Below are 25,814 nucleotides of genomic sequence, written 5' to 3'. Positions count from 1 at the left end.
CTCCGTCTCGAAACACAGAAGGAAACGTCCATGGACACCCCCGTCAAGAAGCACCCCTCCCTGCCTCGCCCCATCCAGGGCGAGCTGAAGCTCGACCGCTCCAACCAGCTCCTCGCCGACGCGCGGCGGCTGGTCCCTGGCGTCACGCAGTCCATGATGAAGCGCCCGGAGATGTTCGCCCCGGGCGCCTTCCCGGTGTTCCTCGCCAAGGGCAAGGGCGCGCTGGTGGAGGACGTGGACGGCCAGGAGTACATCGACTTCATCGGCGGCCTGGGCGCCAACATGCTGGGCCACAACGACCCGCTGGTGCTGAACGCCATCCGCGAGCACCTGGAGGAAGGCGTCCTGCACTCGCTGCCCACGCCCGTGGAGGTCTCCGCCGCGCAGACGCTGGTGGACCTCATCCCTGGCGCGGAGATGGCGCGCTTCTTCAAGACGGGCGCGGACGCCACCTCCGCCGCCGTGCGCCTGGCGCGCCACCTCACCGGCAAGCAGAAGATCATCACCGTCGGCTACAACGGCTGGCACGACCACTTCATGTTCGACACGCCGGGGGTGCCGCCCACGCTGGCCGCGCTCACCCTCCGGATGCCGCTCTTCACGCCGCCGGACGAGCCCGCCCTGCTGGCCGCCATCGAGCAGAACGCCAGCGAGCTGGCGCTGGTGCTCCTGTCGGTGCCCTACAACCGGCCCCTCACCCCGGCCTTCCTCCAGCAGGTGCGCGCCACCTGCACCGCGAACAACGTCCTGCTGGCCCTGGACGAGGTCGTCACCGGCTTCCGGCTCGCGGTGGGCGGCGCCCAGGAATTCTTCGACGTCCGCGCGGACTTCGTCACCCTGTCCAAGAGCATCGCCGCGGGCATGCCGCTGTCGGCCATCGCTGGCCCGGCGAAGCACCTCAGCCGCCTGAGCGAGCTCCAGGTCTCCACCACCTTCGGCGGCGAGCTGCTGTCGCTCTACGTGTGCGAGGCCGTGCTGAAGAACTACCGGGACGGCGCCTACGTCCAGCACCTGGCCCGCCTGGGCCGCAAGCTGCGCGAGGGCGTCAACGCCCAGGCCGAGGCCGCGGGCTCGTCGCTGCGCGTGATTGGCTATGACGCCATCCCCTTCTTCCTCTTCAACAAGGACCCCGCGGAGCACGCGAGGCAGATGCAGCCGTTCCAGGCGGCCATGGCCCGCCGGGGCATCCTGCTGCGCCGCGACGTCACCTTCCTCAGCACGGCGCACACCGAGGAGCAGATCGACTACGCCGTCGAGATGACGGGCGAGGTGCTCCGCTCGCTCGCGAAGCCGGCGGCGGCGTGAAGCCCGTCTACGCACTCGTGACACGCCACGACCTCAGCGGTCTTTGACGGGCCGTACGGCCGCGTGTTACGGGAAGTGGGGTGTTGCATATCCGACGCGAACAGATGGCCGCTTTCCAGGCCACGGTGGATGCGCGCTTCGCGGAGAAGGTGGAGGCGCACATCCTCCACACCTACCCGGAGCACGCCCTCGCGCTCGGGGAGGCGCGCCTCCGGGCGCTCGTGAAGTCGGGCCTGGAGGCCAGGGCCCGCCTGGGGATTCGCGGCGATGGCGCCGCCGTCTCCCTCATCGAGCTGATGGTGGAGTTCGGCGAGCGCTTCGAGCGTTCGCCCGAGCGCGCCTGGGCGGACCGGATGCTGGGCGACACGGCACTTCCAGGCGACGTGAAGGTAAAGGCGATCCGCGCGCGCTTCAGCGCCATGACGGGGGGGCGGCGGCTCTCACCGCCGTGACGAACGATGAAGTGTGAGATCTGCGGTTACGAGCTGGATTGCCCCCAGGCCGCGCAGCACCCCTCCGTCCAGAAGCAGTGCCTGGAGCAGAAGGGCGAGCTCTGGGCGCAGGTCGTGGACGACGAGTGGAGGAACCTCAAGCACGTCCCGGTCGAGGCCTCCGAACATACGGCGGAGACGACCGACGCGGGCTTCGCTGTGTTCCAGCGGCTCGAGCTGAAGACCTACACCGTGGGCCCGAAGCTCGATGCGGAGCTCCTCAAGAAGTACGATCCGCCGGCCTTCAAGACCACCAACGTCCACGTGACGTCCGCCGGCGAGCTCAAATACGCGTGCTTCGTGCTGCCCCGGAAGGCCAGGGTCACGGTCCAGGTCGTCAAGAAGGGAGACGCCAAGCAGCGCTTCAATGACGCCGAGGTCTCCCTCACCTTCAAGGAGGGCGCCCAGGACACGACCCAGAAGATGACCGCGGGTGAGGGCGAGGCCGCGTTCGAGGAGCGCTCGGCCGGGCAATACGAGTTCACGGTCGTCCTCTCCAACGAAGACAAGAAGCGCTACGCCACGCCCGAAGCGCCGCTCACCTTCACGCTCGCCCCCGGCGAGGACAAGGTCGTCGCCTATGAGCTCATCCCGCTCGCGACGCCCAGGGTCAAGGTGGTGGACCAGGTGAGCAAGCGGGAGATCGAGGGCATCTCCGTCAAGCTCACCGCGAAGAAGGACAGCACGGAGCACGCGCTCGACAAGACCCGGCCGAGCGGCATCACCGACTTCACGAAGGACCAACCCGGTCTCGTGCCGGGCGACTACGCCATCGCCATCGCCGCCGCCGGCTACATGCCCGTGCTGATGAGCGCGGACACCATCACCCTGGCCGAGGGCGACACCCAGACCTTCGTCGTGGAGGTCTCCCTCCCCAAGGGCGCGGTCCGCATCCTCATCAACCGCTATGACGGCCAAGCGCTCAAGGAGCGCGTCAAGCTCAAGATCGCCAAGACGAGCGACCTCGGCGCGCCGGTCAGCGAGCCCACCACGGCCGAGCGCGAGGTCGAGGTGGAGCGGCCCGGGAGCCGCAAGGTCAAGGTCAAGGAGGACTGGAAGGAGGTCGGCGACCTCGACCCGGGCGACTACCAGGTTGAAATCGTGGACCTCGACGCCAAGGTCCTGAAGAACCAGGAGGCGAGCGAGACCTGGCGGATCGGCCCGGACAGCACGGGCAAGGTGACGCTCAAGGTCGAGGCCGGGAAGACCGCCGAGGTGCGCTTCACCGTCTCGCGTTACACGAAGGTCCGCTTCATCGGGTACAACGTCATGCCGGGGTATACCGAGGGGCTGCGCTGCCACAAGTGCTCCGCGCAGAACCCGAAGACCTCGACGGGCTGCGGCACGTGCGGCGCCACCCTGTACAAGCATTGCGCTGGGTGCGGGAACTACTTCCCCTCGGCCACGGCGAACTGCCCCACCTGCGCGGTGGTGTCCAACGTCTCCGGCCCGTATCACTGGTGCGCCACCTGCGCGGACTGGGCGGACCCCACCACGTGCGGCGGCCCGCCGCCCCATGTGTTGCAGCTCAGGTATCAACACACCAACTGGGATTGCGGGCACGTCTACCCCAGCATGAGCAACAGCCCGAGCCCCTGCACCTACGGCTGCAAGCGGTCCCTGCCCTTTGACCAACAATACCTGGGCCTGCCGAACAACCAGGAGGACCTCCTCGCGCGGTGTCTCCTGATGAAGGCGGCCATCAGCACGGCCTACGCCGAGGAGAAGGACAACAAGCCCGAGGAGCTGAAGGTCTTCATGGCGCCCGAGTTCTTCTTCCGTGGCGTGGACGGCGCCTATCCGGTGGACGACCTCCACCTCATCATGTCCTCGATGCGCGAGGAGACCCAGGACGCGAAGTACAAGGACTGGCTCTTCGTGTACGGCACGGCGATTGGCCAGATTCCCCAGGCGCCATCGGAGAGCACCCAGTTCGCGCTCAAGGTGGCCGAGGCGGCGACGAACTCGACCGTGATCAAGGTGACCCACGGGGGCAAGGACAAGGCGGGCTGCTGCGCGTCGATCCCCGCCGAGAACGCGCTGCTCCCCCTCGTGGCCCAGTGGCGGGCGAAGCTCAGCGGCAAGACGTCGAGCGAGAAGGTCGTCCTGGCCGTCACCCAGCTCGACGCGGACGTCTACCAGCTCACGCTCCCGGCGGCGGTGAGCGTGGACAAGGACGACCCTTGCGTGCTCCACGGGCCGCTCGCCGCCGAGATCCTCAACTACGCGCTCATCCAACGCGGCGGCCCGGACGACGTGGCCGGGCTGCGCGAGGGGCTCGTGTACAAGGAGAAGATCTCCCACATCGACTTCCTGCGAAACCGCTCGAACCATTGGGGGGCGCCCGGACAGCGGAACATCTACGTCAGCGACAAGGACGTCATCGCCCTCCCCACCGAGGGCGCGGACGAGTCCCTCTCGCGCAAGAAGAACCCCGTCTCGGGCGAGGTCACCTCGACCGGGCTCGGCGGAGGCTCCATCTTCACGATGGACGGCATCACCTTCGGCCTGGAGGTCTGCCTCGACCACCTCACCGGCCGCATGTCCAAGTACTTCAATGCGCCCCCCGCCGGGGCGGCCAAGGTGCAGGTCCAGCTCGTCCCCTCGTGGGGCGCCTCCATCACGCCCAGCTCACTCTGCGGGATGTTGGGCGCGCTCGTCTTCAACGTGGATGGGCCGCAGGGGAGCGACGCGTGCACCATCGTCGACGCCAGCCCGAGCACGGACACCGATTTGCCGAGCGCCAAGGCGACGCGCCTCCCCGCCCCGGCCTCTCACGCCGTGCCGCAGCCGGCCAAGGCGACCGTCACCTTCAAGGACAGCACGCAGAGTCCGCCCCAGGACAAGACCGTCACCGACCTCGACCCCAAGTACGATCTCCTCATCGAGAAACACCCGCACCAGGTCAACCGCGCGGGCGTCACGGGCGCCGCGGACTACGCGTGGGTGGACCTCTACGCGGCGCAGGCGCTGCCCGAGGCGGAGACCTACTGAGCAGCGCCCGGGGGCGCCGGGCTCCGCCGTGCGCCTAGCCCTTCGCGTCGTGGTGGTCCGCGGCGCCGCGCTTCCAATAGCCCGTCACCCGGACCCAGCTCTTGTTGACGCCGCGCTCGTTGACGAGGTGGTCCTTGATGGGGCGCACGGTGTGCGCCTCACCCGCCACCCAGGCGAAGCAGTCCCCCGGAGGAAACTCCAGCGCCCGGATGGCCCGCTCCAGCACGTCCGAGCGCCCCGCCTCCACGCCGTCGCGGTGCAGCCACGTCACCGTCGCGTTGGCGCGCGTGGGGAACGGCTGCTCCTCGGACGCGTCGGGCACCTCGCAGAACACGATGGCGCGCTTGCCCTCCGGCAGCTCCGCCAGCATCCGCCCGATGGCCGGCAGCGCTGACGCGTCACCCGCGAACAGGTACCAGTCGAAGTCCTGCGCCACGTACGTGGAGCCACGCGGGCCCCCCACGGCCAGCAGGTCGCCCACCTGCGCCTTGCTCGCCCACGTCGTCGCGGGCCCCGTGCCGTGCAGCACGAAGTCGATGTCCAGCTCGCCCGCCGCGGCGTCGTACCGGCGCGGCGTGTAGTCCCGCGCGTCCGGCTTGCGCTCGCCTTCCTTCAACTGAAGCCCCGTGGGCGTCACGGTGGGGATGACAGGCATGCGCTTGCCCTCCTCCGGGAACAGCAGCTTCACGTGGTCATCGGCGCCCGGGCTGTAGAAGCCCTCCAGGTCCTCGCCCGCCAGGGTGATGCGGACCATCCGCGGCGTCACCCGCGTCACCCGCTTCACCTCCAGGAGCCGGAACTTCACGGGGAACGGCCCGCGCCGGTACACACGCTCTGTCGTGGTCGTCGTCGTCACGCATGCTCCAGATATCGATATTGACTCTCAATTTCGATACCATGCGGCACCCGGTCGGGCAACGAATGAAGGAGCCCCCGCGGTGGCCGCCGCTCAGCGAGCAGCCAGCCGCGGAGACGCCCGACATGTGAGCCGACACGCCCACATGCCGGGAAGCAACCTCAGCCGCAGGTCATCGTCCAGCGGCAGTTGTTGGACACGCACTCACGGTCGCTGCCGCAGATGGCGCCCCGGGCCTTCTTGTTCTGGCACTTGCCGGCGTTGAGGCCCCAGCCGCAGTACTGGGTGCTGGCGCAGTGGCTGTCGTTGGTGCAGGTGGAGGTGGTGGGGTACCAGGACGCGCGGGTCTCCTTCGGCACGTAGGCCGCCACGCCGCCGGTGTCGATGTTCGTCGCGGCGTCCGCCATGCCGGTGCGCGTGCCGGTGGCGCGCTCCCACATGCGGATGAAGGTCTCCGCGGAGCCCTCCAGGCCGGTGGTGTTGACGCCGAGCTGCTTCAAATCGCGCACCATGTCCGGCAGCAGGCCCACGTGGGCCAGGCCGTAGTTGTCGAAGTCCGTGCCCAGCGGCGGCGGGCCGGCGCTGAGCTGCTGCTGGGCCTGGGCGGCGGCCTCGGCGGCGAAGCCCGCGGAGCAGGCGCCGTGCGGACCGAAGCGCGGGCGGGTCTGCTGGATGAAGCCGTTGAGGTCCGCGCCGAAGCCCATGTTCACCTTCAGGCCCTGGCGGCCGAACTCATAGGCCTGCGCGAAGGAGCGCGTGGAGCCCTGGCAGTTGTTGGCCACCGGCGTGCGGGTGTAGTCGCGCGTCTCGTCGTGCGCGGTGCGCAGGCCGAACATGCCGCCCGTCTGGCGCAGGTAGCGGATGATGGACGCGGGCGTCGTCTTCTCGTTGGCGGCCAGGCCCGGGTGCATCACCTCGCGGAAATGACCGTGGGAGATGTAGATGGGGTAGTAGTTCCGGCCCTGGGCGATGGCGAACGTCTCGTCCACGGAGCGCTCGGACATGTGCGCCACGTCGACGAGCATCCCCTTGTTCATCATCTCCGCGACCAGCGCCCGGCCCTCGGCCGTCAGGCCCTTGGTGTTCTTGCAGTTGGCGTCCACGTCGAAGCCCAGCGTGAAGCCGTTGCCCGTGAGGCCACAGTCCGTGTCCACGTGGCAGTTCTCCAGGAACTGGGACACCTGGAAGATGGCGTTGTGGGGCGCCGCGCCGCCGAAGCGGTTGTCCAGCTGGTGCACCGGCTGGATGGAGCGCACGCCCAGCGAGTAGACGCGGTTGAGCTCCGACTGCCAGTTCTTGGTGCCGAACAGCTTGCTGGACTCGATGGAGAGCACCATCGCCAGCTTGCCGGAGGCGATGATCTGCCGCGCGTGCGCGGGGGACAGGGCAATCTCCGCCCAGGACGTGCGGGCGTCGAAGTCCCGCGCCATCTGGAGCTGGATGTCCACGTCCACCATCTCGTCACACGGCCGCTTGAGGTTCTGGTACGGCAGCGCCCGGCAGAGGAACTCGTTGCTCACCAGGGAGATGGTGACCAGGGACATGCCGCCCTGGTGCGCCTGCCGCAACCAGCCCTCCCAGGACTGCTGATGCGCGATGGTGTCCCAGCGCGGCCACTGCGTGGGCACGCTCATGCGGCCCAGGTGGAGGCCGGTGTCGCCCTCCGTGCCTTCAATCTCACCGATGATTTCGGACGCCACCGCGCCGCCCACGCCGAACATCTGCGACAGCACCGGCACGCCGCTCAGGTCCACGCCGCCCGAGTTGGGGCACACGTTGAGCATGGAGCTCAGGTCCATGCGGACGCGCGCGTGGTCGCTCTCCGGGAAGCCACCGTCACAGCTCACCAGCGAGCCGGTGTGCTTGCCGTGGAACCAGCCACCGCTGAACGCCTCCTCGGCGAACATGTGGTGATGCATCTCCGCGAAGCCCGGAACGGAGACGGGCTGGGAGACCTCGGCCGTCGTGGACTCCTCGACGGGGGCGTCCTCTTCGGAGGGCTGGCACCCCTGGCTCAACACCAGGGCGGACGCGAGGGAGAAAGCCATGAAACGCCTTGGAGCGGGTCCGATACATCGCTGCATACAGTGCACCTTTCCGGTACCGCGGGGAGGTGGACTGGGACTACCAGGAGTGCGTCTTGTTTTTCAATTATTTCAACTTTTTCTTGAGAACTGGAACAGGGCGCTGACACACGGCGAAACCGCGCTGGGAGACGCTCGCGAGGACCTGTGTTGGCTCCCGGGCGGGCCGCGGGTCCGTGTGAAGCGTCACGTTACAAACGCCCGCCCGGACGGCGCCATGCGCCACGGCCTCTTTCGACGACGGCCGCGCGGCGCGGGTGACGAGCCGCACGGCCTCGTCACCCGCCGCGCTCAAGGAGACGGCTTCAACGTCATCGTCTCCACGAGCTGATCGACCGCCGGGGGCCGGAGGATGGCGTGGTGGTCGCCAGGGAGCTCGCGCACCGTCACGCCGCCGTCCGCCAGCGCCGCCCAGCCACCATCCGTCCCGGTGGGGACCTGCGTCTCGCTCGCGCGGATCAGCGTCACGTGGCCGCCGTAGCGCCCGGGCGCGTAGCGCCAGAGCGCGCGGAGGTTGCGCTCGTACACGCGGTACAGCGCGTGGACCTGCGCCGCCCCCACGCCCTGGGGGAGCGCGCCGGTGCGCCGCCCCAGGTCCAGCAGGCGCTCCAGGAGCGCGGCCTCGTCCAGCGGCTGCGCATCCTGCGGCAGCGTGGGCGAGGGCAGGCCCAGGAGCTGCGCGGTGAACTCCACGAACCGCGCGGCAATCCACGCCCCGCTCACCGGCTCCGCCGGCCGCTGGTCGAACGCGTAGGCGTCGATGAGCGTGAGCTGCGCCACCCGCTCGCCCCGCGCCTCCAACTGGCGCGCCATCTCGAAGGCCACCACGCCGCCCAGGGACCACCCCGCCAGCCGGTAGGGTCCGGACGCCTGGACGCCGCGCAGGGCCTCCAGGTAGGTGGCGGCCATGGCCTCCACCGTCTCCAGCGGCGCCTGTTCCCCTTCGAGGCCCGGCGACTGGAACGCGTAGAACGGTTGGTCCGGCCCGAGCCGCCGCGCCAGCTCCAGGTATGGCAGCACGTTGCCGCTGACGGGGTGGACGCAGAAGACAGGCGGCTGGGCGCCTCCTTGTTGGATGGGAACCAGCGGAGACAGGTGCCCCGGCGCCTCCCGGAGCCGCGCCGCCAGCGCCTCCAGCGTGCCCGCCTGGAACAGCGACACCACCGGCAGGCCGCGGCCCAGGCGCTCGCGAATGCGTGACACCATCCGCATGGCCAGGAGCGAGTGCCCTCCCAGCTCGAAGAAGTCGGCGTGGACGCCGATGGGGCCCGTGCCCAGCAGCTCCTCCCAGATGCCCGCGAGCAGGAGCTCGATGGCGTCCCGCGGCGCCACGTAGGTCCGCGAGGCCTCCGCGCCCAGCGCGTCAGGCGCCGGCAGCGCCTTGCGGTCCACCTTGCCGTTGGGCGTCAGCGGCAGCGCGCGGAGCACCATCACCCCGGCCGGCACCATGAAGTCAGGCAGCGCCTCCTTCACGAAGCGGCGCAGCTCCGCCGCATCCGGCACCGCGTCCGCCGGAGGCACGATGTACGCCACCAGCCTGCGGCCCTCTTCGGCCCCGTCCTCCCGCACCAGCACCACGGCGTCGCGCACGCCGGGGTGCCGCCGCAGGGCCGCCTCGATCTCCCCTAGCTCGATGCGGAAGCCGCGCACCTTCACCTGCTGGTCGATGCGCCCCAGGTACTGCAGCTCGCCGTCGGGCAACCACCGCACGCGGTCACCCGTGCGGTACAGGCGGGCCCCGGGCCGCTGGCTGAACGCGTCTGGCACGAAGCGCTCCGCCGTCAACTCGGGCCGGTCGGCGTAGCCACGGGCGAGTCCCGCGCCGCCCAGGTGCAGCTCGCCCGCGACGCCCTGGGGCACGGGCTGGCCGAGCGCATCCAGCACATAGGCCCGGGTCCCCTCAACGGGCCGCCCCACGGTGGGCTCGCGCGCGGCGCCGGGCGCGGCCACGGCATACGTCGAGTACGTCGTGTCCTCGGTGGGGCCATAGAGGTTGAGCACCCGCCGCACGCCCGGCGCGGACTGATGGATGGCCTCCACCAGTGACTGGGACAGCGGCTCTCCTGCCAGGTTGACCGTCCGCACGGAGTCCGGCAGGGCGCGGGCGCGCACCAGCTCCGCCATGGCGGAGGGGACCGTGTTGACCAGCGTCACCCGCTGGGCCGCCGGGAGGGTCGGCAGCTCCAGCGCGTTGCGGGCCAGGACCACCGCGCCGCCCCGGATGAGCGGCGCGAACAGCTCGAAGACGGACAGGTCGAAGTTGAGTGACGTGGAGGCGAGCACCCCAGCCAGCTCATCCGCCGCGAAGGCCCGTGTCGTCCAGCGCAGGAGCGCCACGGCCCCCCGGTGCGCCAGCGCCACGCCCTTGGGCCGGCCGGTGCTCCCGGAGGTGAACAACACGTAGGCCAGGTGGTCAGGCGCGGAAACGAGGGGTGCTCGGGAGTCAGCGACGTCCGCCTGCGCCTCGTCGAGCGCCAGACGAACCGCGCCCGAGGGGGGCAGTCCATCGAGCAGCGCGCGCTGGCCGACCAGGACCTTGGGCCGGGCGTCCTCCAGCATGAAGGCCAGGCGCTGGCGCGGGTACGCCGGATCCAATGGGACGTAGGCGCCTCCCGACTTGAGGATGCCGAGCACCGCGACCAACAGGTCCGCGTCGCGCTCCGCGCACAGCCCCACGCGGACCTCCGGCCCGACGCCCAGTTGGCGCAGCGTTCGCGCCAGCCGGTCCGCGCGCTGCTCGAGCTCGCGGTAGGTCAGCGTCACCTCGCCAGCCATCACCGCCACCGCCTCGGGCGTGGCCGCGGCCTGGCGTTCAACCAGCGTGTGGATGCAGACGTCCGGGGTGACATCGGCGCCGGTGTCATTCCACGCCACCAGCATCCGGTGCGTTTCGGCCGGGCTCAGGACCGGCAACGCGAACACGGCGCGGTCCGGCGCGGCGACCGCGGCCTCGAGCAGCGTGCGCAGGTGCCCCAACAGCCGCTCCGCCGTCCCGGCGTCGAACAGGGCCGTGCTGTACTCCAGCCCACCGGAGAAGCCGTCCTTCCCCTCCACGAAGCCCAGCGTGAGGTCGAACCGGGAGACCCGGTGCGCCACGGACACGGGCGTCAGTGCCATGCCGGCCTGCGCGGGCCCCTCGGCGTCGGGGGTGCTGTCCAGGGTGAGCATGACCTGGAACAGCGGCGCGTGGCTCAGGCTGCGCTCCGGACGCAGCGCCTCCACGAGCTTTTCGAAAGGTACATCCTGGTGCGTGTAGGCCCCGAGCGTCACGTCCCGGACCCGAGCGAGCAGCTCACGGAAGGATGGCTGGCCATCAAGCCGCGTCCGGAGCACCAGGGTGTTCACGAAGAAGCCGATCAGCGCCTCGGTCTCGGCGCGTGTCCGACCGGCGATGGGCGAGCCCACGGAGATGTCATCCTGCCCCGAGTAGCGCGCCAGCACCGCCTGGAAGGCCGCCAGCAGCACCATGAACGGCGTCGCCCCCTCACGGCGCGCGAGCGCGTGCACCGCGTCGGACAGCTCGCGGCCCAGCGCGAAGGGCGCGTAGGCGCCATCCAGGGACTGCACGGCCGGACGGGGCCGGTCCGTGGGCAGCTCCAGCAAGCGAGGCGCCCCTTCCAGTTGCTGCTTCCAGTATCCGAGCTGCGCCTCCAGGACGTCGCCCTGGAGCCATCCGCGCTGCCAGACCGCGTAGTCCGCGTACTGGAGCGGCAACGCCGGCAGCGGTGACGGTTGGCCCTGGGAGAAGGCGCTGTAGAGCGCGGTCAGCTCGCGAACCAGGAGCCCCATGGACCAGCCGTCCGAGACGATGTGGTGCATCACCAGCACCAGGACGTGGTCCTCGTCCGACAGCGAGAGCAACGCGCTCCGCAGCAGGGGACCGTGCTCCAGATTGAACGGACGCTGCGCCGCCTCTTGAGCGATCCGCATCGCCTCGGCCTCCCTGTCCTGGCCGGGCATGGCGCGCAGGTCCATCACCTCGAGCCGGGCGAGGCCCTGCGGATGGATGACCTGCACCGGAGCGCCCCCCTCTGTCCGGAACGTGGTGCGCAGCGACTCATGCCGACCGACCAGCGCCTCGAAGCTCCGCTCCAGGGCGGCAACATTCAAGGCGCCCGCCAACCGCACGGACGCGGGGACGTTGTAGACGGTGCTGCTGGGTTCCAACTGCGCGAGGAACCACAGTCGCTGCTGGGCGAATGAGAGCGGAATCGCGTTGTCGCGCGAAGCCGGGACCAGCGGCGGTGCCAGCGCCGGAGCATTCGTTGACGAAGCATGGTCCAGCCGCTGCGCCAGCTTCTCCACCGTGGGGGACTCGAAGATGTCCCGCAAGGGCAACGCGAACCCCAATGCATCCCGCACTCGCGACACCAACTGCGTGGCCAGCAGCGAGTGTCCGCCCAGCTCGAAGAAGTCGGCCTCCAGCCCCACGCGCTCGACGTTCAGCACTTCGCTGAAGATGGCGGCCAGCTTCTGCTCCGTGGCCGTCCGTGGCGCCACGTACGTCTCAATCGCGGTGCCCTCCGTGGCCGGCGCCGGGAGCGCCTTACGGTCCACCTTGCCGTTCGGCGTCAGCGGCAGCGTTTGGAGCACCACGTATGCCGACGGCACCATGTACTCCGGCAGCCGCTGCTTCATATGGGCGCGCAGCGCGCTGGGCTCAAGCGCGGTGCCGTCATGTACCGTCACGTAAGCCACCAGCCGCTTGCCTTCACTGGCGTCTTCCCGCGCCACCACCACGGCCTCGTTGACGCCCGCGTGCTGGGCCAGCGCCGCCTCCACCTCTCCCAGCTCGATTCGGTACCCACGCACCTTCACCTGCGTGTCGCCTCGGCCCAGGAACTCCAGCGTCCCGTTCCCCAGCCACCGCACCATGTCTCCCGTGCGGTAGAGGCGCTCGCCGTCTCCGAACGGGCTCGGAACGAAGCGCTCCGCCGTCAGCTCAGGGCGGCCCACGTAGCCCACCGCCAGCCCGTCTCCGCCCACGTACAGCTCGCCCGGGACGCCCACCGGCACCGGCCGCATCGCGTCGTCCAGCACGTATGCCGTCGTATTGGACACAGGCCGGCCGATGGACACTGACGCGCCTACCTCTTCCTGCCTCTCCATCCGGTACGTGCTGGAGAACGTCGTGTTCTCCGTCGGGCCGTACCCGTTGATGAGGACTCCTCCCGCTTCCAGCCGCTCCTTCGCCCGCGCCACCGGCAGCGCGTCTCCACCCGCCAGCACCTGCCGCACCTTCGCCAGGGCTTGCGCCTGCCGCGCCTGCATCTGCTCGAACAGCGCCGCCGTCAGCCACAGCGACGTCACTCCCGACGCCTCCAACTTCCGGCCCAACTCCTCCAACGACGGCGTGCCCGCCGGGTACACCACCAGCTTCGCCCCGTGCAGCAGCGCGCCCCACACCTCCAGCGTCGAGGCGTCGAAGGAAATCGGCGCAAGCTGCAGCCACACCTCCTCGGGCCCGAAGCGCGCGTAGTCCGCCCCCAGCACCAGCCGCGACACCGCTCGGTGCGGCACCCCCACGCCCTTCGGCTTCCCCGTGCTCCCCGACGTGAACATCACATACGCCAGGTTGTCTCCGCAGACTCGCGTGCTCGGTGTCGTCTCCGGCTGGTGGGCAATCTGCGTGGCCCACTCCGTGTCCACGCACACCACCAGCTCACCGCCAGACGCCACCTCGTCCGCAAGCTTCTCCTGCGCCACCAACACCGCGACACCCGCCTCCGCCTTCATCCAAGCCAGGCGCTCCAGCGGGTAGCTGGCATCCAGCGGTACGTACACGCCTCCCGCCTTCAGGATGCCCAGCACGCTCACCACCAACTCCAGCGAGCGCTCCACGCACAGCCCCACCCGTACCTCAGGGCCCACACCCATGCCCCTCAAGTGGTGCGCCAACTGGTTCGCTCGCCGGTTCAGCTCCCGATACGTCAGCCGCTGCCCCTCGTACTCCACCGCTATCGCATCCGGCGTTCGGTGTGCTTGCTCCTCGAAGAGCCTCGCTACGCTGGCATCGCGTGGGTACGGCGCGACGGCCCCACTCCATTCCTCCACCAGGCGCAGCTCTGCTTCACGGTCCATCAGCGGCAAGTCACGAAGCCGCGTCTCAGGCCGGCGTACTGCGGCCTCAAGCAACACACGCAGGTGCCACAACAAGCGCTGCATCGATTCGGCGTGGAACAGGTCGCTGTTGAACTCCAACGTCCCTGCCAGCCCGCCCTCGCTCGACTCGCCCAGCCCCAGCGTCAGGTCGAACTTCGACGTCTTCCCGGTGGCCTCCGCCGCCTCCAGCTTCAGCCCCGGCAGACTCACCGCTCCTCCTGGCGCGTTCTGCAGCACCAGCATCACCTGGAACAGCGGGCTGCGGCTCAAGTCCCTCTCCGGCTGCAGCTCCTCCACCAGCCTCTCGAATGGCACGTCCTGGTGCGCGTACGCACCCAACGTCACCTCCCTCACCTGCCCCAGCAGCTCACGGAAGCTCTCCTCCCCCTTCACCTTCGTGCGCAGCACCAGCGTATTCACGAAGAAGCCAATCAGCCCCTCCGTCTCCGCCCTCGTCCGGTTCGCGATGGGCGAGCCCACACACACGTCCTCCTGCCTCGCGTACCTCGACAGCACCGCCTGGAAGGCCGCCAGCAGCACCATGAAGGGCGTCGCATTCTCCTCCTGCGCCAGCCCCTTCACCCCCTCCCACATCGCCCTCGGCCACTCCAGCCCCGTCGTCCCCCCTCGGTACGTCTGCACCGCGGGCCTCGCCTTGTCCGTTGGCAACTCCAACGCACCAGGCGCCCCCTCCAACTGCCTCCTCCAGTACCCGAGCTGCTCCTCCAGCACCTCCCCCGCCAGCCACTCCCTCTGCCACACCGCATAGTCCGCGTACTGCACCGGCAGCTCCGGCAGGCGCGGCTCTCTCCCTGCCGCGGATGCCTCGTACAACTCCACCAGCTCCCTCACCAACACGCCCATCGACCACCCGTCCGACACGATGTGGTGCATCACCAGCACCAGCACGTGCTCCTCCTCCCCCTCCTTCACCACCGTCGCTCTCAGCAACGGCCCCTTCTCCAGGTTGAATGGGCGCAAGGCTTCAGCTTCCGTTCGACGTTCGACCTCCTGGGCGGCCTCAGCGCCGGATAGGGCGCTAACGTCAACGAACTCCAGCGCTCCGATACCGTTCGGAGCGATGACCTGAATGGGCATCCCTCCCTCGGAACGGAACGTGGTGCGCAGTGCCTCGTGCCTCTGAACCAATGCGCCGAAGCTTCTTTGAAGCGCCGCCAAATCCAATGTGCCAGAGAGCTTCACCGCCACGGGCACGTTGTAGGAAGCGCTGTTCGGTTCGAGCTGGTGGAGGAACCACAGCCGCTGCTGAGCGAACGACAGCGGGATCGGTCCGCCGCGCGCGGTACGAACCAACGGCGGCCCCCTCCTTGTAGCGCCCCTGCCCGAGTCATGAACCAGCCGTTCGGCCAGTGCTGCGACAGTTCGGCATTCAAAGACCGTTCGAAGCGGCAATTCCACCTGGAAGGCCTCTCGAACGCGGGACACCAACTGCGTGGCCAGTAGCGAGTGCCCGCCCAGCTCGAAGAAGTCGTCACTCACGCTGATCCGGTCGACGTTCAGCACTTCGCTGAAGATGGCCGCCAGCTTCTGCTCCGTGGCCGTGCGTGGCGCCTGGAAGTGCTCGGCCTTCGGGCCCGCGGCCTCCGGTGCGGGCAGGGCCTTGCGGTCCACCTTGCCGTTTCGCGTCAGTGGCAGCGTCTCCAGCACCACATACGCCGACGGCACCATGTACTCCGGCAGCCGCTGCTTCATGTGGCTGCGAAGTGCACCGGCCTCCAGCTCCGAGCCCTCCCGCGGCGTCACATACGCCACCAGCCGCTTGCCTTCGCTTCCGTCCTCCCGCGCCACCACCACGGCCTCGTTGACGCCCGCGTGCTGGGCCAGCGCCGCTTCCACCTCTCCCAGCTCGATTCGGTACCCGCGCACCTTCACCTGCGTGTCGCCTCGGCCCAGGAACTCCAGCGTCCCGTTCCCCAGCCACCGCACCATGTCTCCCGTGCGGTAGAGGCGCTCGCCGTCTCCGTATGGGCTCGGCACGAAGCGCTCCGCCGTCAACTCAGGGCGGCCCACGTAGCCCACGGCCAGGCCGTCTCCGCCCACGTACAGCTCGCCCGGGACACCCACCGGCACCGGCCGCATTGCGCCGTCCAGCACGTATGCCGTCGTATTGGACACAGGCCGGCCGATGGCCACCAACGCGCCTACCTCTTCCGGGCTCTCCATCCGGTACGTGCTGGAGAACGTCGTGTTCTCCGTCGGGCCGTACCCGTTGATGAGGACTCCGCCCGCTTCCAGCCGCTCCTTCACCCGCGCCACCGGCAGCGCGTCTCCACCCGCGAGCACCTGCCTCACCTTCGCCAGGGCTTGCGGCTGCCGCGCCTGCATCTGCTCGAACAGCGCCGCCGTCAGCCACAGCGACGTCACTCCCGACGTCTCCAGCTTCCGGCCCAACTCCTCCAGCGACGGCGTGCCCGCCGGGTACACCACCAGCTTCGACCCGTGCAGCAGCGCGCCCCACACCTCCAACGTCGAAGCATCGAAGGAAATCGGCGCAAGCTGCAGCCACACCTCGTCAGGCCCGAAGCGCGCGTAGTCCGTCCCCAGCACCAATCGCGACACCGCTCGGTGCGGCACCCCCACGCCCTTCGGCTTCCCCGTGCTCCCCGACGTGAACATCACATACGCCAGGTTGTCTCCGCAGACTCGCGTGCTCGGTGTCGTCTCCGGCTGGTGGGCAAGCTGTGTGCTCCACGCTGCGTCGACGTAGACCGTAGGCAAGGTGTCGGGCAGGGTCAGAGCATGGAGCAAGCGCTGCTGGCCGACCAGCAGCGCCACCTCCGACTCCCGAAGCATCCATGCCAGCCGTTCCAGCGGATAGCTGGCGTCCAGCGGCACGTACACGCCTCCCGCCTTCAGGATGCCCAGCACGCTCACCACCAACTCCAGCGAGCGCTCCACGCACAGCCCCACCCTCACCTCGGGGCCCACCCCCATGTCCCTCAGGTGGTGCGCTAGCTGATTGGCTCGCCGGTTCAGCTCGCGGTACGTCAGCCGCTGTCCCTCGTACTCCACCGCTACGGACTCCGGTGTCCGCTCCGCCTGCTGCTCGAATAGCGCAGAGAGGCTGGCGCTCCGTGGGTACTCCGGGGCCGTCCCGCTCCACGCCTTCACCAGCCGCTGCTCTTCTTCACGGCTCATCAACGGCAAGTCGCTCAACCGTGATGCAGGCCGTGCGACAGCCGCTTCCAGCAGGCTCCGCAAATGCGTGAGCAGCCGCGCCATCGTCTCGGGCTCAAACAGGTCGCTGTTGAACTCCAGACCGCCAGAGAGGCCCCCATCCGATTCACTCACCCCGAGTGTCAGGTCGAACTTCGACGTCTTCCCGGTGGCCTCCGCCGCCTCCAGCTTCAGCCCCGGCAGACTCACCGCTCCTCCTGGCGCGTTCTGCAGCACCAGCATCACCTGGAACAGCGGGCTGCGGCTCAAGTCCCTCTCCGGCTGCAGCTCCTCCACCAGCCTCTCGAATGGCACGTCCTGGTGCGCGTACGCACCCAACGTCACCTCCCTCACCTGCCCCAGCAGCTCACGGAAGCTCTCCTCCCCCTTCACCTTCGTGCGCAGCACCAGCGTATTCACGAAGAAGCCAATCAGCCCCTCCGTCTCCGCCCTCGTCCGGTTCGCGATGGGCGAGCCCACACACACGTCCTCCTGCCTCGCGTACCTCGACAGCACCGCCTGGAAGGCCGCCAGCAGCACCATGAAGGGCGTCGCATTCTCCTCCTGCGCCAGCCCCTTCACCCCCTCCCACATCGCCCTCGGCCACTCCAGCCCCGTCGTCCCCCCTCGGTACGTCTGCACCGCGGGCCTCGCCTTGTCCGTTGGCAACTCCAACGCACCAGGCGCCCCCTCCAACTGCCTCCTCCAGTACCCGAGCTGCTCCTCCAGCACCTCCCCCGCCAGCCACTCCCTCTGCCACACCGCATAGTCCGCGTACTGCACCGGCAGCTCCGGCAGGCGCGGCTCTCTCCCTGCCGCGGATGCCTCGTACAACTCCACCAGCTCCCTCACCAACACGCCCATCGACCACCCGTCCGACACGATGTGGTGCATCACCAGCACCAGCACGTGCTCCTCCTCCCCCTCCTTCACCACCGTCGCTCTCAGCAACGGCCCCTTCTCCAGGTTGAACGGGCGCAGCGCTTCCTCTGCAACGAACCGCTCTACCGCCGACGCCCGTTCGAGTCCGCTGTCCGAACCAAGCTCCACGACTTCGAGCCGCGCCGTCGCGTCCTCCGAGACGAGTTGCACGGGCGTACCGCCCTGCTCCTCGAACGTCGTGCGCAGCGATTCGTGTCGGCGCACCAGTTCATCGAAGCTGCGCCGCAATGCCCCAAGGTCGAGGGTCCCGCTCAGCTTCACCGCCACGGGCACGTTGTAGAAGGCGCTGCCTGGCTCCAACTGATCGAGGAACCACAGCCGCTGCTGGGCGAACGACAGCGGGAGGGCGCCCTCTCGGGGGACTCGTCTCAATGCAGGCGCCTGGTGCGCCGAGACCTCCGACTGCGCCTCCTCCAACCGCGCGGCCAGCTTCTCCACCGTGGGGGACTCGAAGACGTCCCGCAGGGGCAGCTCCATCTGGAACGCCTCGCGCACTCGGGACACCAACTGCGTGGCCAGTAGCGAGTGTCCGCCCAGCTCGAAGAAGTCTCCCTCCAGCCCCACGCGCTCGACGTTCAGCACTTCGCTGAAGATGGCCGCCAGCTTCTGCTCCGTGGCCGTCCGTGGCGCCTGGAAGTGCTCGGCCTTCGAGCCCGCTGCCTCCGGTGCGGGCAGGGCCTTGCGGTCCACCTTCCCGTTCGGCGTCAGCGGCAGTGACTGGAACACCACGTATGCCGACGGCACCATGTACTCCGGCAGCCGTTGCTTCATATGGGCGCGTAGCGCGCTGGGCTCCAGTTCCGAGCCCTCTCGCGGCGTCACATACGCCACCAGCCGCTTGCCTTCACTGGCGTCTTCCCGCGCCACCACCACGGCCTCGTTGACGCCCGCGTGCTGGGCCAGCGCCGCTTCCACCTCCCCCAGCTCAATGCGGTACCCGCGCACCTTCACCTGCGTGTCGCCTCGGCCCAGGAACTCCAGCGTCCCGTTCCCCAGCCACCGCGCCACGTCCCCCGTCCGGTAGAGGCGCTCGCCGTCTCCGAACGGGCTCGGCACGAAGCGCTCCGCCGTCAGCTCAGGGCGGCCCACGTAGCCCACTGCCAGGCCGTCTCCGCCCACGTACAGCTCGCCCGGGACGCCCACCGGCACCGGCCGCATCCCGCCGTCCAGCACGTATGCCGTCGTATTGGACACAGGCCGGCCGATGGACACCGATGCGCCCACCTCCTCCGGACTCTCCATCCGGTACGTGCTGGAGAACGTCGTGTTCTCCGTCGGGCCGTACCCGTTGATGAGGACTCCTCCCGCTTCCAGCCGCTCCTTCACCCGCGCCACCGGCAGCGCGTCTCCACCCGCGAGCAACTGACGCACCTTCGCCAGGGCCTGCGGCTGCCGCGCCTGCATCTGCTCGAACAGCGCCGCCGTCAGCCACAGTGACGTCACTCCCGACGTCTCCAGCTTCCGGCCCAACTCCTCCAGCGAAGGCGTGCCCGCCGGGTACACCACCAGCTTCGCCCCGTGCAGCAGCGCGCCCCACACCTCCAGCGTCGAGGCGTCGAAGGAAATCGGCGCCAGTTGCAGCCACACCTCGTCAGGCCCGAAGCGCGCGTAGTCCGTCCCCAGCACCAATCGCGACACCGCTCGGTGCGGCACCCCCACGCCCTTCGGCTTCCCCGTGCTTCCTGACGTGAACATCACGTACGCCAGGTTGTCTCCACTCACCGTTGAAGCAGGGTTGCTCTCAGGCTGACGGGCGACGTGCGTGGCCCACTCCGTATCCACGCACACCACCAACTCACCGCCAGACGCCACCTCGTCCGCAAGCTTCTCCTGCGCCACCAACACCGCGACGCCTGCCTCCGCCTTCATCCAAGCCAGCCGCTCCAGCGGGTAGCTCGCATCCAGCGGCACGTACACGCCTCCCGCCTTCAGGATGCCCAGCACGCTCACCACCAACTCCAGCGAGCGCTCCACGCACAGCCCCACCCTCACTTCGGGCCCCACACCCATGCCCTTCAGGTGATGCGCGAGCTGGTTCGCACGCCGGTTCAGCTCCCTGTACGTCAGCCGCTGTCCCTCGTACTCCACCGCCACCGACTCCGGCGTCCGCTGCACCTGGGCTTCAAACAGCTCCGCCAACCCTACGTCGCGCGGGTACTCGGAGGCCGTCCCACTCCACGCCTCCACCACGCGCGTCCGCTCCTCGGCGCCCATCAACGGCAGCTCACCCAGCCGCGCCTCAGGCTCGGCGATGGCGCCCTCCAACAGCACCTTCAGGTGCCCGAGCATCCGGTCCATCGTCCCGGCCTCGAACAGGTCGCTGTTGTAATTCGCCATGGCGACCACGCCGTCCTGCACTTCCTCCATCACCAGCGACACGTCGTACTTCGACGTCCTGCCCTCCGACTCCACGCCAGAGACGCGCAGCCCCTCACCCAACGTCACGTCCGTCACTGGCGTGTTCTGCAGCGTCAGCGTCACCTGGAACAGCGGGCTTCGACCCAAGTCCCTCTCTGGGTGCAGCTCCTCCACCAGCTTCTCGAACGGCACATCCTGGTGCGCGTACGCTCCCAGCGTCACCTCCCGGACTTGTCCCAACAATTCACGGAACGTCAGTCCGGGCGACAGCCTGGCCCGCAGCACCAGCGTGTTCACGAAGAAGCCGATCAGCCCCTCCGTCTCCCCATGCGTCCGCCCTGCGATGGGCGAGCCCACGCTCACGTCCTCCTGCCTCGCGTACCTCGACAGCACCACCTGATACGCCGCCAGCAACACCATGAACGGCGTCGCGCCTTCTCGCTGAGCCAGGGACTTCACGCCGTCCCACAACGGCTTTGGCCATCGCTGTTCGAGATGACCTCCACGGAAGGTCTGAAGGGTGGGCCGAGCCCTGTCCGTCGGGAGCTCGAGCGCTTGCGCCGCGCCTTCCAGCTGTTGCTTCCAGTACGCGAGCTGCCTCTCCAGCACCTCACCCCGGAGCCACTCGCGCTGCCACACGGCATAGTCCGCGTACTGCACCGGCAGGTCCGGCAGGGGTGACGAACGCCCTTGTGCGAACGCCTCGTACAACGAGGTCACTTCGCGCACGAGGATGCCCATCGACCACCCGTCCGACACGATGTGGTGCATCACCAGCACCAGCACGTGCTCCTGCTCGGACAACTTCAACAGGGTCACGCGCAGCAGTGGACCGCGCGCCAGATCGAATGGCTGATGAGCATCCTCGTCGGCCAGACGGGAGACTTCCGCCGCGCGCTCGTCTTCCGGCAGTGAAGCCAGCGTCTTGTGTTGGAAGGCCAGTACCGGATCCGCGGAGATGACCTGCACCGGCATTCCATCGCAACTGCTGAACGTCGTCCGCAGGGACTCATGTCGCCGCACGAGTTCTTGGAAGCTTCGCTGGAGCACCATCGCATCCAACGGGCCTTCTACCCGAAGCACCGCCGGCACATTGTAGGAGGTGCCCCCTGGGTTCATCTGGTCCAGGAGCCACAGTCGCTGCTGCGCGAACGAGGTCGGCAAGCTCGAGCCGTGCTCCAACCGTGGCTTCAACGGAGGAGCCGCGACCGACATCCCGGAGCGCACAGCCCGTTCGACGCGTTCAGCGAACTCCGACATCGTGGGGGCTTCGAACAGCTCTCGGAGCGGCAGCTCGATCCCGAAGACAGTCCTGACCCGAGAAACGACCTGGGTCGCCAGCAGCGAGTGTCCACCCAACTCGAAGAAGTTGTCCTTCAAGCCGATCCGCGCAACGCCCAGCACCTCCGAGAAGACGCCAGCCAGCAGCACTTCGGTTGGCGTACGCGGAGCCTCGTACCCTGCCCCGGGCAGGCGCGGCTGCGCATCCGGAGTCGGTAGTGCCCTGCGGTCCACCTTCCCATTCGGCGTCAGCGGCAGCGTCTCCAGCACCACGTATGCCGACGGCACCATGTACTCCGGCAGCCGCTGCTTCATATGGGCGCGTAGCGCGCTGGGCTCAAGCGCGGTGCCGTCATGTACCGTCACATACGCCACCAGCCGCTTGCCTTCGCTCCCGTCCTGCCGCGACACCACCACGGCCTCGTTGACGCCCGCGTGCTGGGCCAGCGCCGCTTCCACCTCCCCCAGCTCGATTCGGTACCCACGCACCTTCACCTGCGTGTCGCCTCGGCCCAGGAACTCCAGCGTCCCGTTCCCCAGCCACCGCACCATGTCTCCCGTGCGGTAGAGGCGCTCGCCGTCTCCGTATGGGCTCGGCACGAAGCGCTCCGCCGTCAGCTCAGGGCGGCCCACGTAGCCCACCGCCAGCCCGTCTCCGCCCACGTACAGCTCGCCCGGGACGCCCACCGGCACCGGCCGCATCCCGCCGTCCAGCACGTATGCCGTCGTATTGGACACAGGCCGGCCGATGGACACCGATGCGCCCACCTCCTCCGGACTCTCCATCCGGTACGTGCTGGAGAACGTCGTGTTCTCCGTCGGGCCGTACCCGTTGATGAGGATTCCGCCCGCGGAAAGTCGCTCCCTCACCCGCGCCACCGGCAGCGCGTCTCCACCCGCCAGCACCTGCCTCACCTTCGCCAGGGCTTGCGGCTGCCGCGCCTGCATCTGCTCGAACAGCGCCGCCGTCAGCCACAGTGACGTCACTCCCGACGTCTCCAGCTTGCGGCCCAACTCCTCCAACGACGGCGTGCCCGCCGGGTACACCACCAGCTTCGCCCCGTGCAGCAGCGCGCCCCACACCTCCAACGTCGAAGCATCGAAGGAAATCGGCGCAAGCTGCAGCCACACCTCGTCAGGCCCGAAGCGCGCGTAGTCCGTCCCCAGCACCAGCCGCGACACCGCTCGGTGCGGCACCCCCACGCCCTTCGGCTTCCCCGTGCTCCCCGACGTGAACATCACATACGCCAGGTTGTCTCCGCAGACTCGCGTGCTCGGCGTCGTCTCCGGCTGGTGGGCAATCTGCGCGGCCCACTCCGTGTCCACGCACACCACCAGCTCACCGCCAGACGCCACCTCGTCCGCAAGCTTCTCCTGCGCCACCAACACCGCGACGCCCGCCTCCGCCTTCATCCAAGCCAGCCGCTCCAGCGGGTAGCTCGCATCCAGCGGCACGTACACGCCTCCCGCCTTCAGGATGCCCAGCACGCTCACCACCAACTCCAGCGAGCGCTCCATGCACAGCCCCACCCTCACTTCGGGCCCCACACCCATGCCCTTCAGGTGATGCGCGAGCTGGTTCGCACGCCGGTTCAGCTCCCTGTACGTCAGCCGCTGCCCCTCGTACTCCACCGCCACGGCTTCCGGCGTCCGCTGCACCTGGGCTTCAAACAGCTCCGACAAACCCGAGTCGCGCGGGTACTCGGAGGCCGTCCCGCTCCACGCCTTCACCAGCCGATTCCGTTCCTCGGCGCCCATCAACGGAAGCTCGCCCAACCGAGTCTCCGGACTGACGACAGCCGCCTCCAACAGCACCTTCAGGTGCCCGAGCAGCCGGTCCATCGTCCCGGCCTCGAACAGGTCGCTGTTGAACTCCAACGTCCCTGCCAGCCCGCCCTCACTCGACTCGCCCAGCCCCAGCGTCAGGTCGAACTTCGACGTCTTCCCGGTGGCCTCCGCCGCCTCCAGCTTCAGCCCCGGCAGACTCACCGCTCCTCCTGGCGCGTTCTGCAGCACCAGCATCACCTGGAACAGCGGGCTGCGGCTCAAGTCCCTCTCCGGCTGCAGCTCCTCCACTAGCCTCTCGAATGGCACGTCCTGGTGCGCGTACGCACCCAGCGTCACCTCCCTCACCTGCCCCAGCAGCCCACGGAAGCTCTCCTCCCCCTTCACCTTCGTGCGCAGCACCAGCGTATTCACGAAGAAGCCAATCAGCCCCTCCGTCTCCGCCCTCGTCCGGTTCGCGATGGGCGAGCCCACACACACGTCCTCCTGCCTCGCGTACCTCGACAGCACCGCCTGGAATGCCGCCAGCAGCACCATGAAGGGCGTCGCATTCTCCTCCTGCGCCAGCCCCTTCACCCCCTCCCACAGCGCCCTCGGCCACTCCAGCCCCGTCGTCCCTCCTCGGTACGTCTGCACCGCGGGCCTCGCCTTGTCCGTTGGCAACTCCAACGCACCAGGCGCCCCCTCCAACTGCCTCCTCCAGTACCCGAGCTGCTCCTCCAGCACCTCCCCCGCCAGCCACTCCCTCTGCCACACCGCATAGTCCGCGTACTGCACCGGCAGCTCCGGCAGGCGCGGCTCTCTCCCTGCCGCGGATGCCTCGTACAACTCCACCAACTCCCTCACCAGCACGCCCATCGACCACCCGTCCGACACGATGTGGTGCATCACCAGCACCAGCACGTGCTCCTCCTCCCCCTCCTTCACCACCGTCGCTCTCAGCAACGGCCCCTTCTCCAGGTTGAATGGGCGCTGTACCTCTTCTGCGATCCATTGCTGCGCCGTCGTGGTCCGGTCGGCTGCCCACGAACTGAAGTCGATCTGCTGAAAATACGGCTGCGGCTCGGACGCGATGACCTGGACAGGCTCCCCCCCGTTGTCACGGAACGTCGTGCGCAATGGTTCGTGGCGCCGCACGAGTTCGCGGAAGCTGGACTCCAAGGCCTCCAGCTCCAGACGCCCCGAGAGCCTCACCACCGAAGGCACGTTGTAGAACGGGCTGCCTGGCTCCAGTTGATCAAGGAACCACAACCGCTGCTGCGCGAATGACAACGGAATCGCCACGTCCCGAGGCGCCCGAGTCAAACGTGGAGCCCGAACCACCGCCGATTCTGTTCCGCGAGAGTCCTCTACACGTTGAGCCAGCTTCTCGACCGTGGGGCACTCGAAGATGTCCCTCAAGGGGAGCTCGATCTTCAAATCCTCGCGCACGCGTGACACCAACTGTGTCGCCAGCAGCGAGTGTCCGCCCAGCTCGAAGAAGTCTCCCTCCAGCCCCACGCGCTCGACGTTCAGCACTTCGCTGAAGATGGCCGCCAGCTTCTGCTCCGTGGCCGTCCGTGGCGCCTGGAACTGCTCGGCCTTCGGGCCCGCGGCCTCCGGTGCGGGCAGGGCCTTGCGGTCCACCTTCCCGTTCGGCGTCAGCGGCAGCGTCTCCAGCACCACATACGCCGACGGCACCATGTACTCCGGCAGCCGTTGCTTCATATGGGCGCGTAGCGCGTTGGGCTCCAGCTCCGAGCCCTCTCGCGGCGTCACATACGCCACCAGCCGCTTGCCTTCACTGGCGTCTTCCCGCGCCACCACCACGGCCTCGTTGACGCCCGCGTGCTGGGCCAGCGCCGCTTCCACCTCCCCCAGCTCAATGCGGTACCCGCGCACCTTCACCTGCGTGTCGCCTCGGCCCAGGAACTCCAGCGTCCCGTTCCCCAGCCACCGCGCCACGTCCCCCGTCCGGTAGAGGCGCTCGCCGTCTCCGAACGGGCTCGGCACGAAGCGCTCCGCCGTCAGCTCAGGGCGGCCCACGTAGCCCACTGCCAGGCCGTCTCCGCCCACGTACAGCTCGCCCGGGACGCCCACCGGCACCGGCCGCATCCCGCCGTCCAGCACGTATGCCGTCGTATTGGACACAGGCCGGCCGATGGACACCGATGCGCCCACCTCCTCCGGACTCTCCATCCGGTACGTGCTGGAGAACGTCGTGTTCTCCGTCGGGCCGTACCCGTTGATGAGGACTCCTCCCGCTTCCAGCCGCTCCTTCACCCGCGCCACCGGCAGCGCGTCTCCACCCGCCAGCACCTGCCGCACCTTCGCCAGGGCTTGCGGCTGCCGCGCCTGCATCTGCTCGAACAGCGCCGCCGTCAGCCACAGCGACGTCACTCCCGACGTCTCCAGCTTCCGGCCCAACTCCTCCAACGACGGCGTGCCCGCCGGGTACAC

General features: G+C 68.8%; 6 protein-coding genes (1 of these 6 only partly in view). 3 read left to right on the top strand and 3 right to left on the bottom strand.

Annotated elements, in window-relative coordinates; translation table 11 throughout:
* The first annotated feature begins 30 nt into the window (after nt 1-30).
* The 3 genes from mxcL to MYMAC_RS17995 all read left to right on the top strand — a co-directional run bounded on the left by mxcL (nt 31) and on the right by MYMAC_RS17995 (nt 4,790).
* Nucleotides 31-1,305 carry a myxochelin B biosynthesis transaminase MxcL gene (gene mxcL / locus MYMAC_RS18005; protein ID WP_095958966.1) on the top strand — a complete coding sequence of 425 codons (1,275 nt, stop codon included), beginning with the start codon at nt 31-33 and terminating at the stop codon, nt 1,303-1,305.
* A 104-nt stretch (nt 1,306-1,409) separates the two neighbouring features.
* Complete coding sequence (locus MYMAC_RS18000) at nt 1,410-1,757, top strand: hypothetical protein (RefSeq protein ID WP_013940251.1); 348 nt, start codon at nt 1,410-1,412, stop codon at nt 1,755-1,757.
* Nucleotides 1,758-1,763: 6 nt separating this feature from the next.
* The gene (locus tag MYMAC_RS17995) at nt 1,764-4,790 is read left to right on the top strand and encodes an MSCRAMM family protein (protein ID WP_095958965.1); all 3,027 of its coding nucleotides are present in this window, start codon (nt 1,764-1,766) and stop codon (nt 4,788-4,790) included.
* A 34-nt stretch (nt 4,791-4,824) separates the two neighbouring features.
* On the opposite strand, the gene MYMAC_RS17990 is transcribed toward MYMAC_RS17995, so the two are convergent.
* The 3 genes from MYMAC_RS17990 to MYMAC_RS17980 form a co-directional block, all read right to left on the bottom strand.
* Entirely contained in the window at nt 4,825-5,646 is an 822-nt protein-coding gene (locus MYMAC_RS17990; RefSeq protein WP_095958964.1) for a siderophore-interacting protein, read from the bottom strand.
* Nucleotides 5,647-5,807: 161 nt separating this feature from the next.
* The gene (locus MYMAC_RS17985) at nt 5,808-7,730 is read right to left on the bottom strand and encodes a membrane dipeptidase (RefSeq protein WP_095958963.1); all 1,923 of its coding nucleotides are present in this window, start codon (nt 7,728-7,730) and stop codon (nt 5,808-5,810) included.
* Between the two features lie 291 nt (nt 7,731-8,021).
* Nucleotides 8,022-25,814: the final stretch of a non-ribosomal peptide synthase/polyketide synthase gene (locus MYMAC_RS17980; RefSeq protein ID WP_095958962.1), read on the bottom strand. 18,024 nt of this gene lie beyond the right edge of the window; only the last 17,793 of its 35,817 coding nucleotides appear in the window; the start codon falls outside the window, past its right edge; the stop codon is at nt 8,022-8,024.

Origin of the sequence: Corallococcus macrosporus DSM 14697, from assembly GCF_002305895.1 — a bacterium.
In the GTDB taxonomy this organism is placed as follows: Bacteria; Myxococcota; Myxococcia; order Myxococcales; family Myxococcaceae; genus Myxococcus; species Myxococcus macrosporus.
The sequence above is the reverse complement of the archived record's forward strand: the minus strand, read 5'-3'. Positions and strand labels throughout refer to the sequence as shown.

What these genes read in the sequence shown, in the direction of transcription:
- mxcL (WP_095958966.1), top strand. Translation starts at nt 31, where the DNA reads ATGGACACCCCCGTCAAGAAGCACCCCTCCCTGCCTCGCCCCATCCAG.
- MYMAC_RS18000 (WP_013940251.1), top strand. Translation starts at nt 1,410, where the DNA reads ATGGCCGCTTTCCAGGCCACGGTGGATGCGCGCTTCGCGGAGAAGGTG.
- MYMAC_RS17995 (WP_095958965.1), top strand. Translation starts at nt 1,764, where the DNA reads ATGAAGTGTGAGATCTGCGGTTACGAGCTGGATTGCCCCCAGGCCGCG.
- MYMAC_RS17985 (WP_095958963.1), bottom strand. Translation starts at nt 7,730, where the DNA reads ATGCAGCGATGTATCGGACCCGCTCCAAGGCGTTTCATGGCTTTCTCC.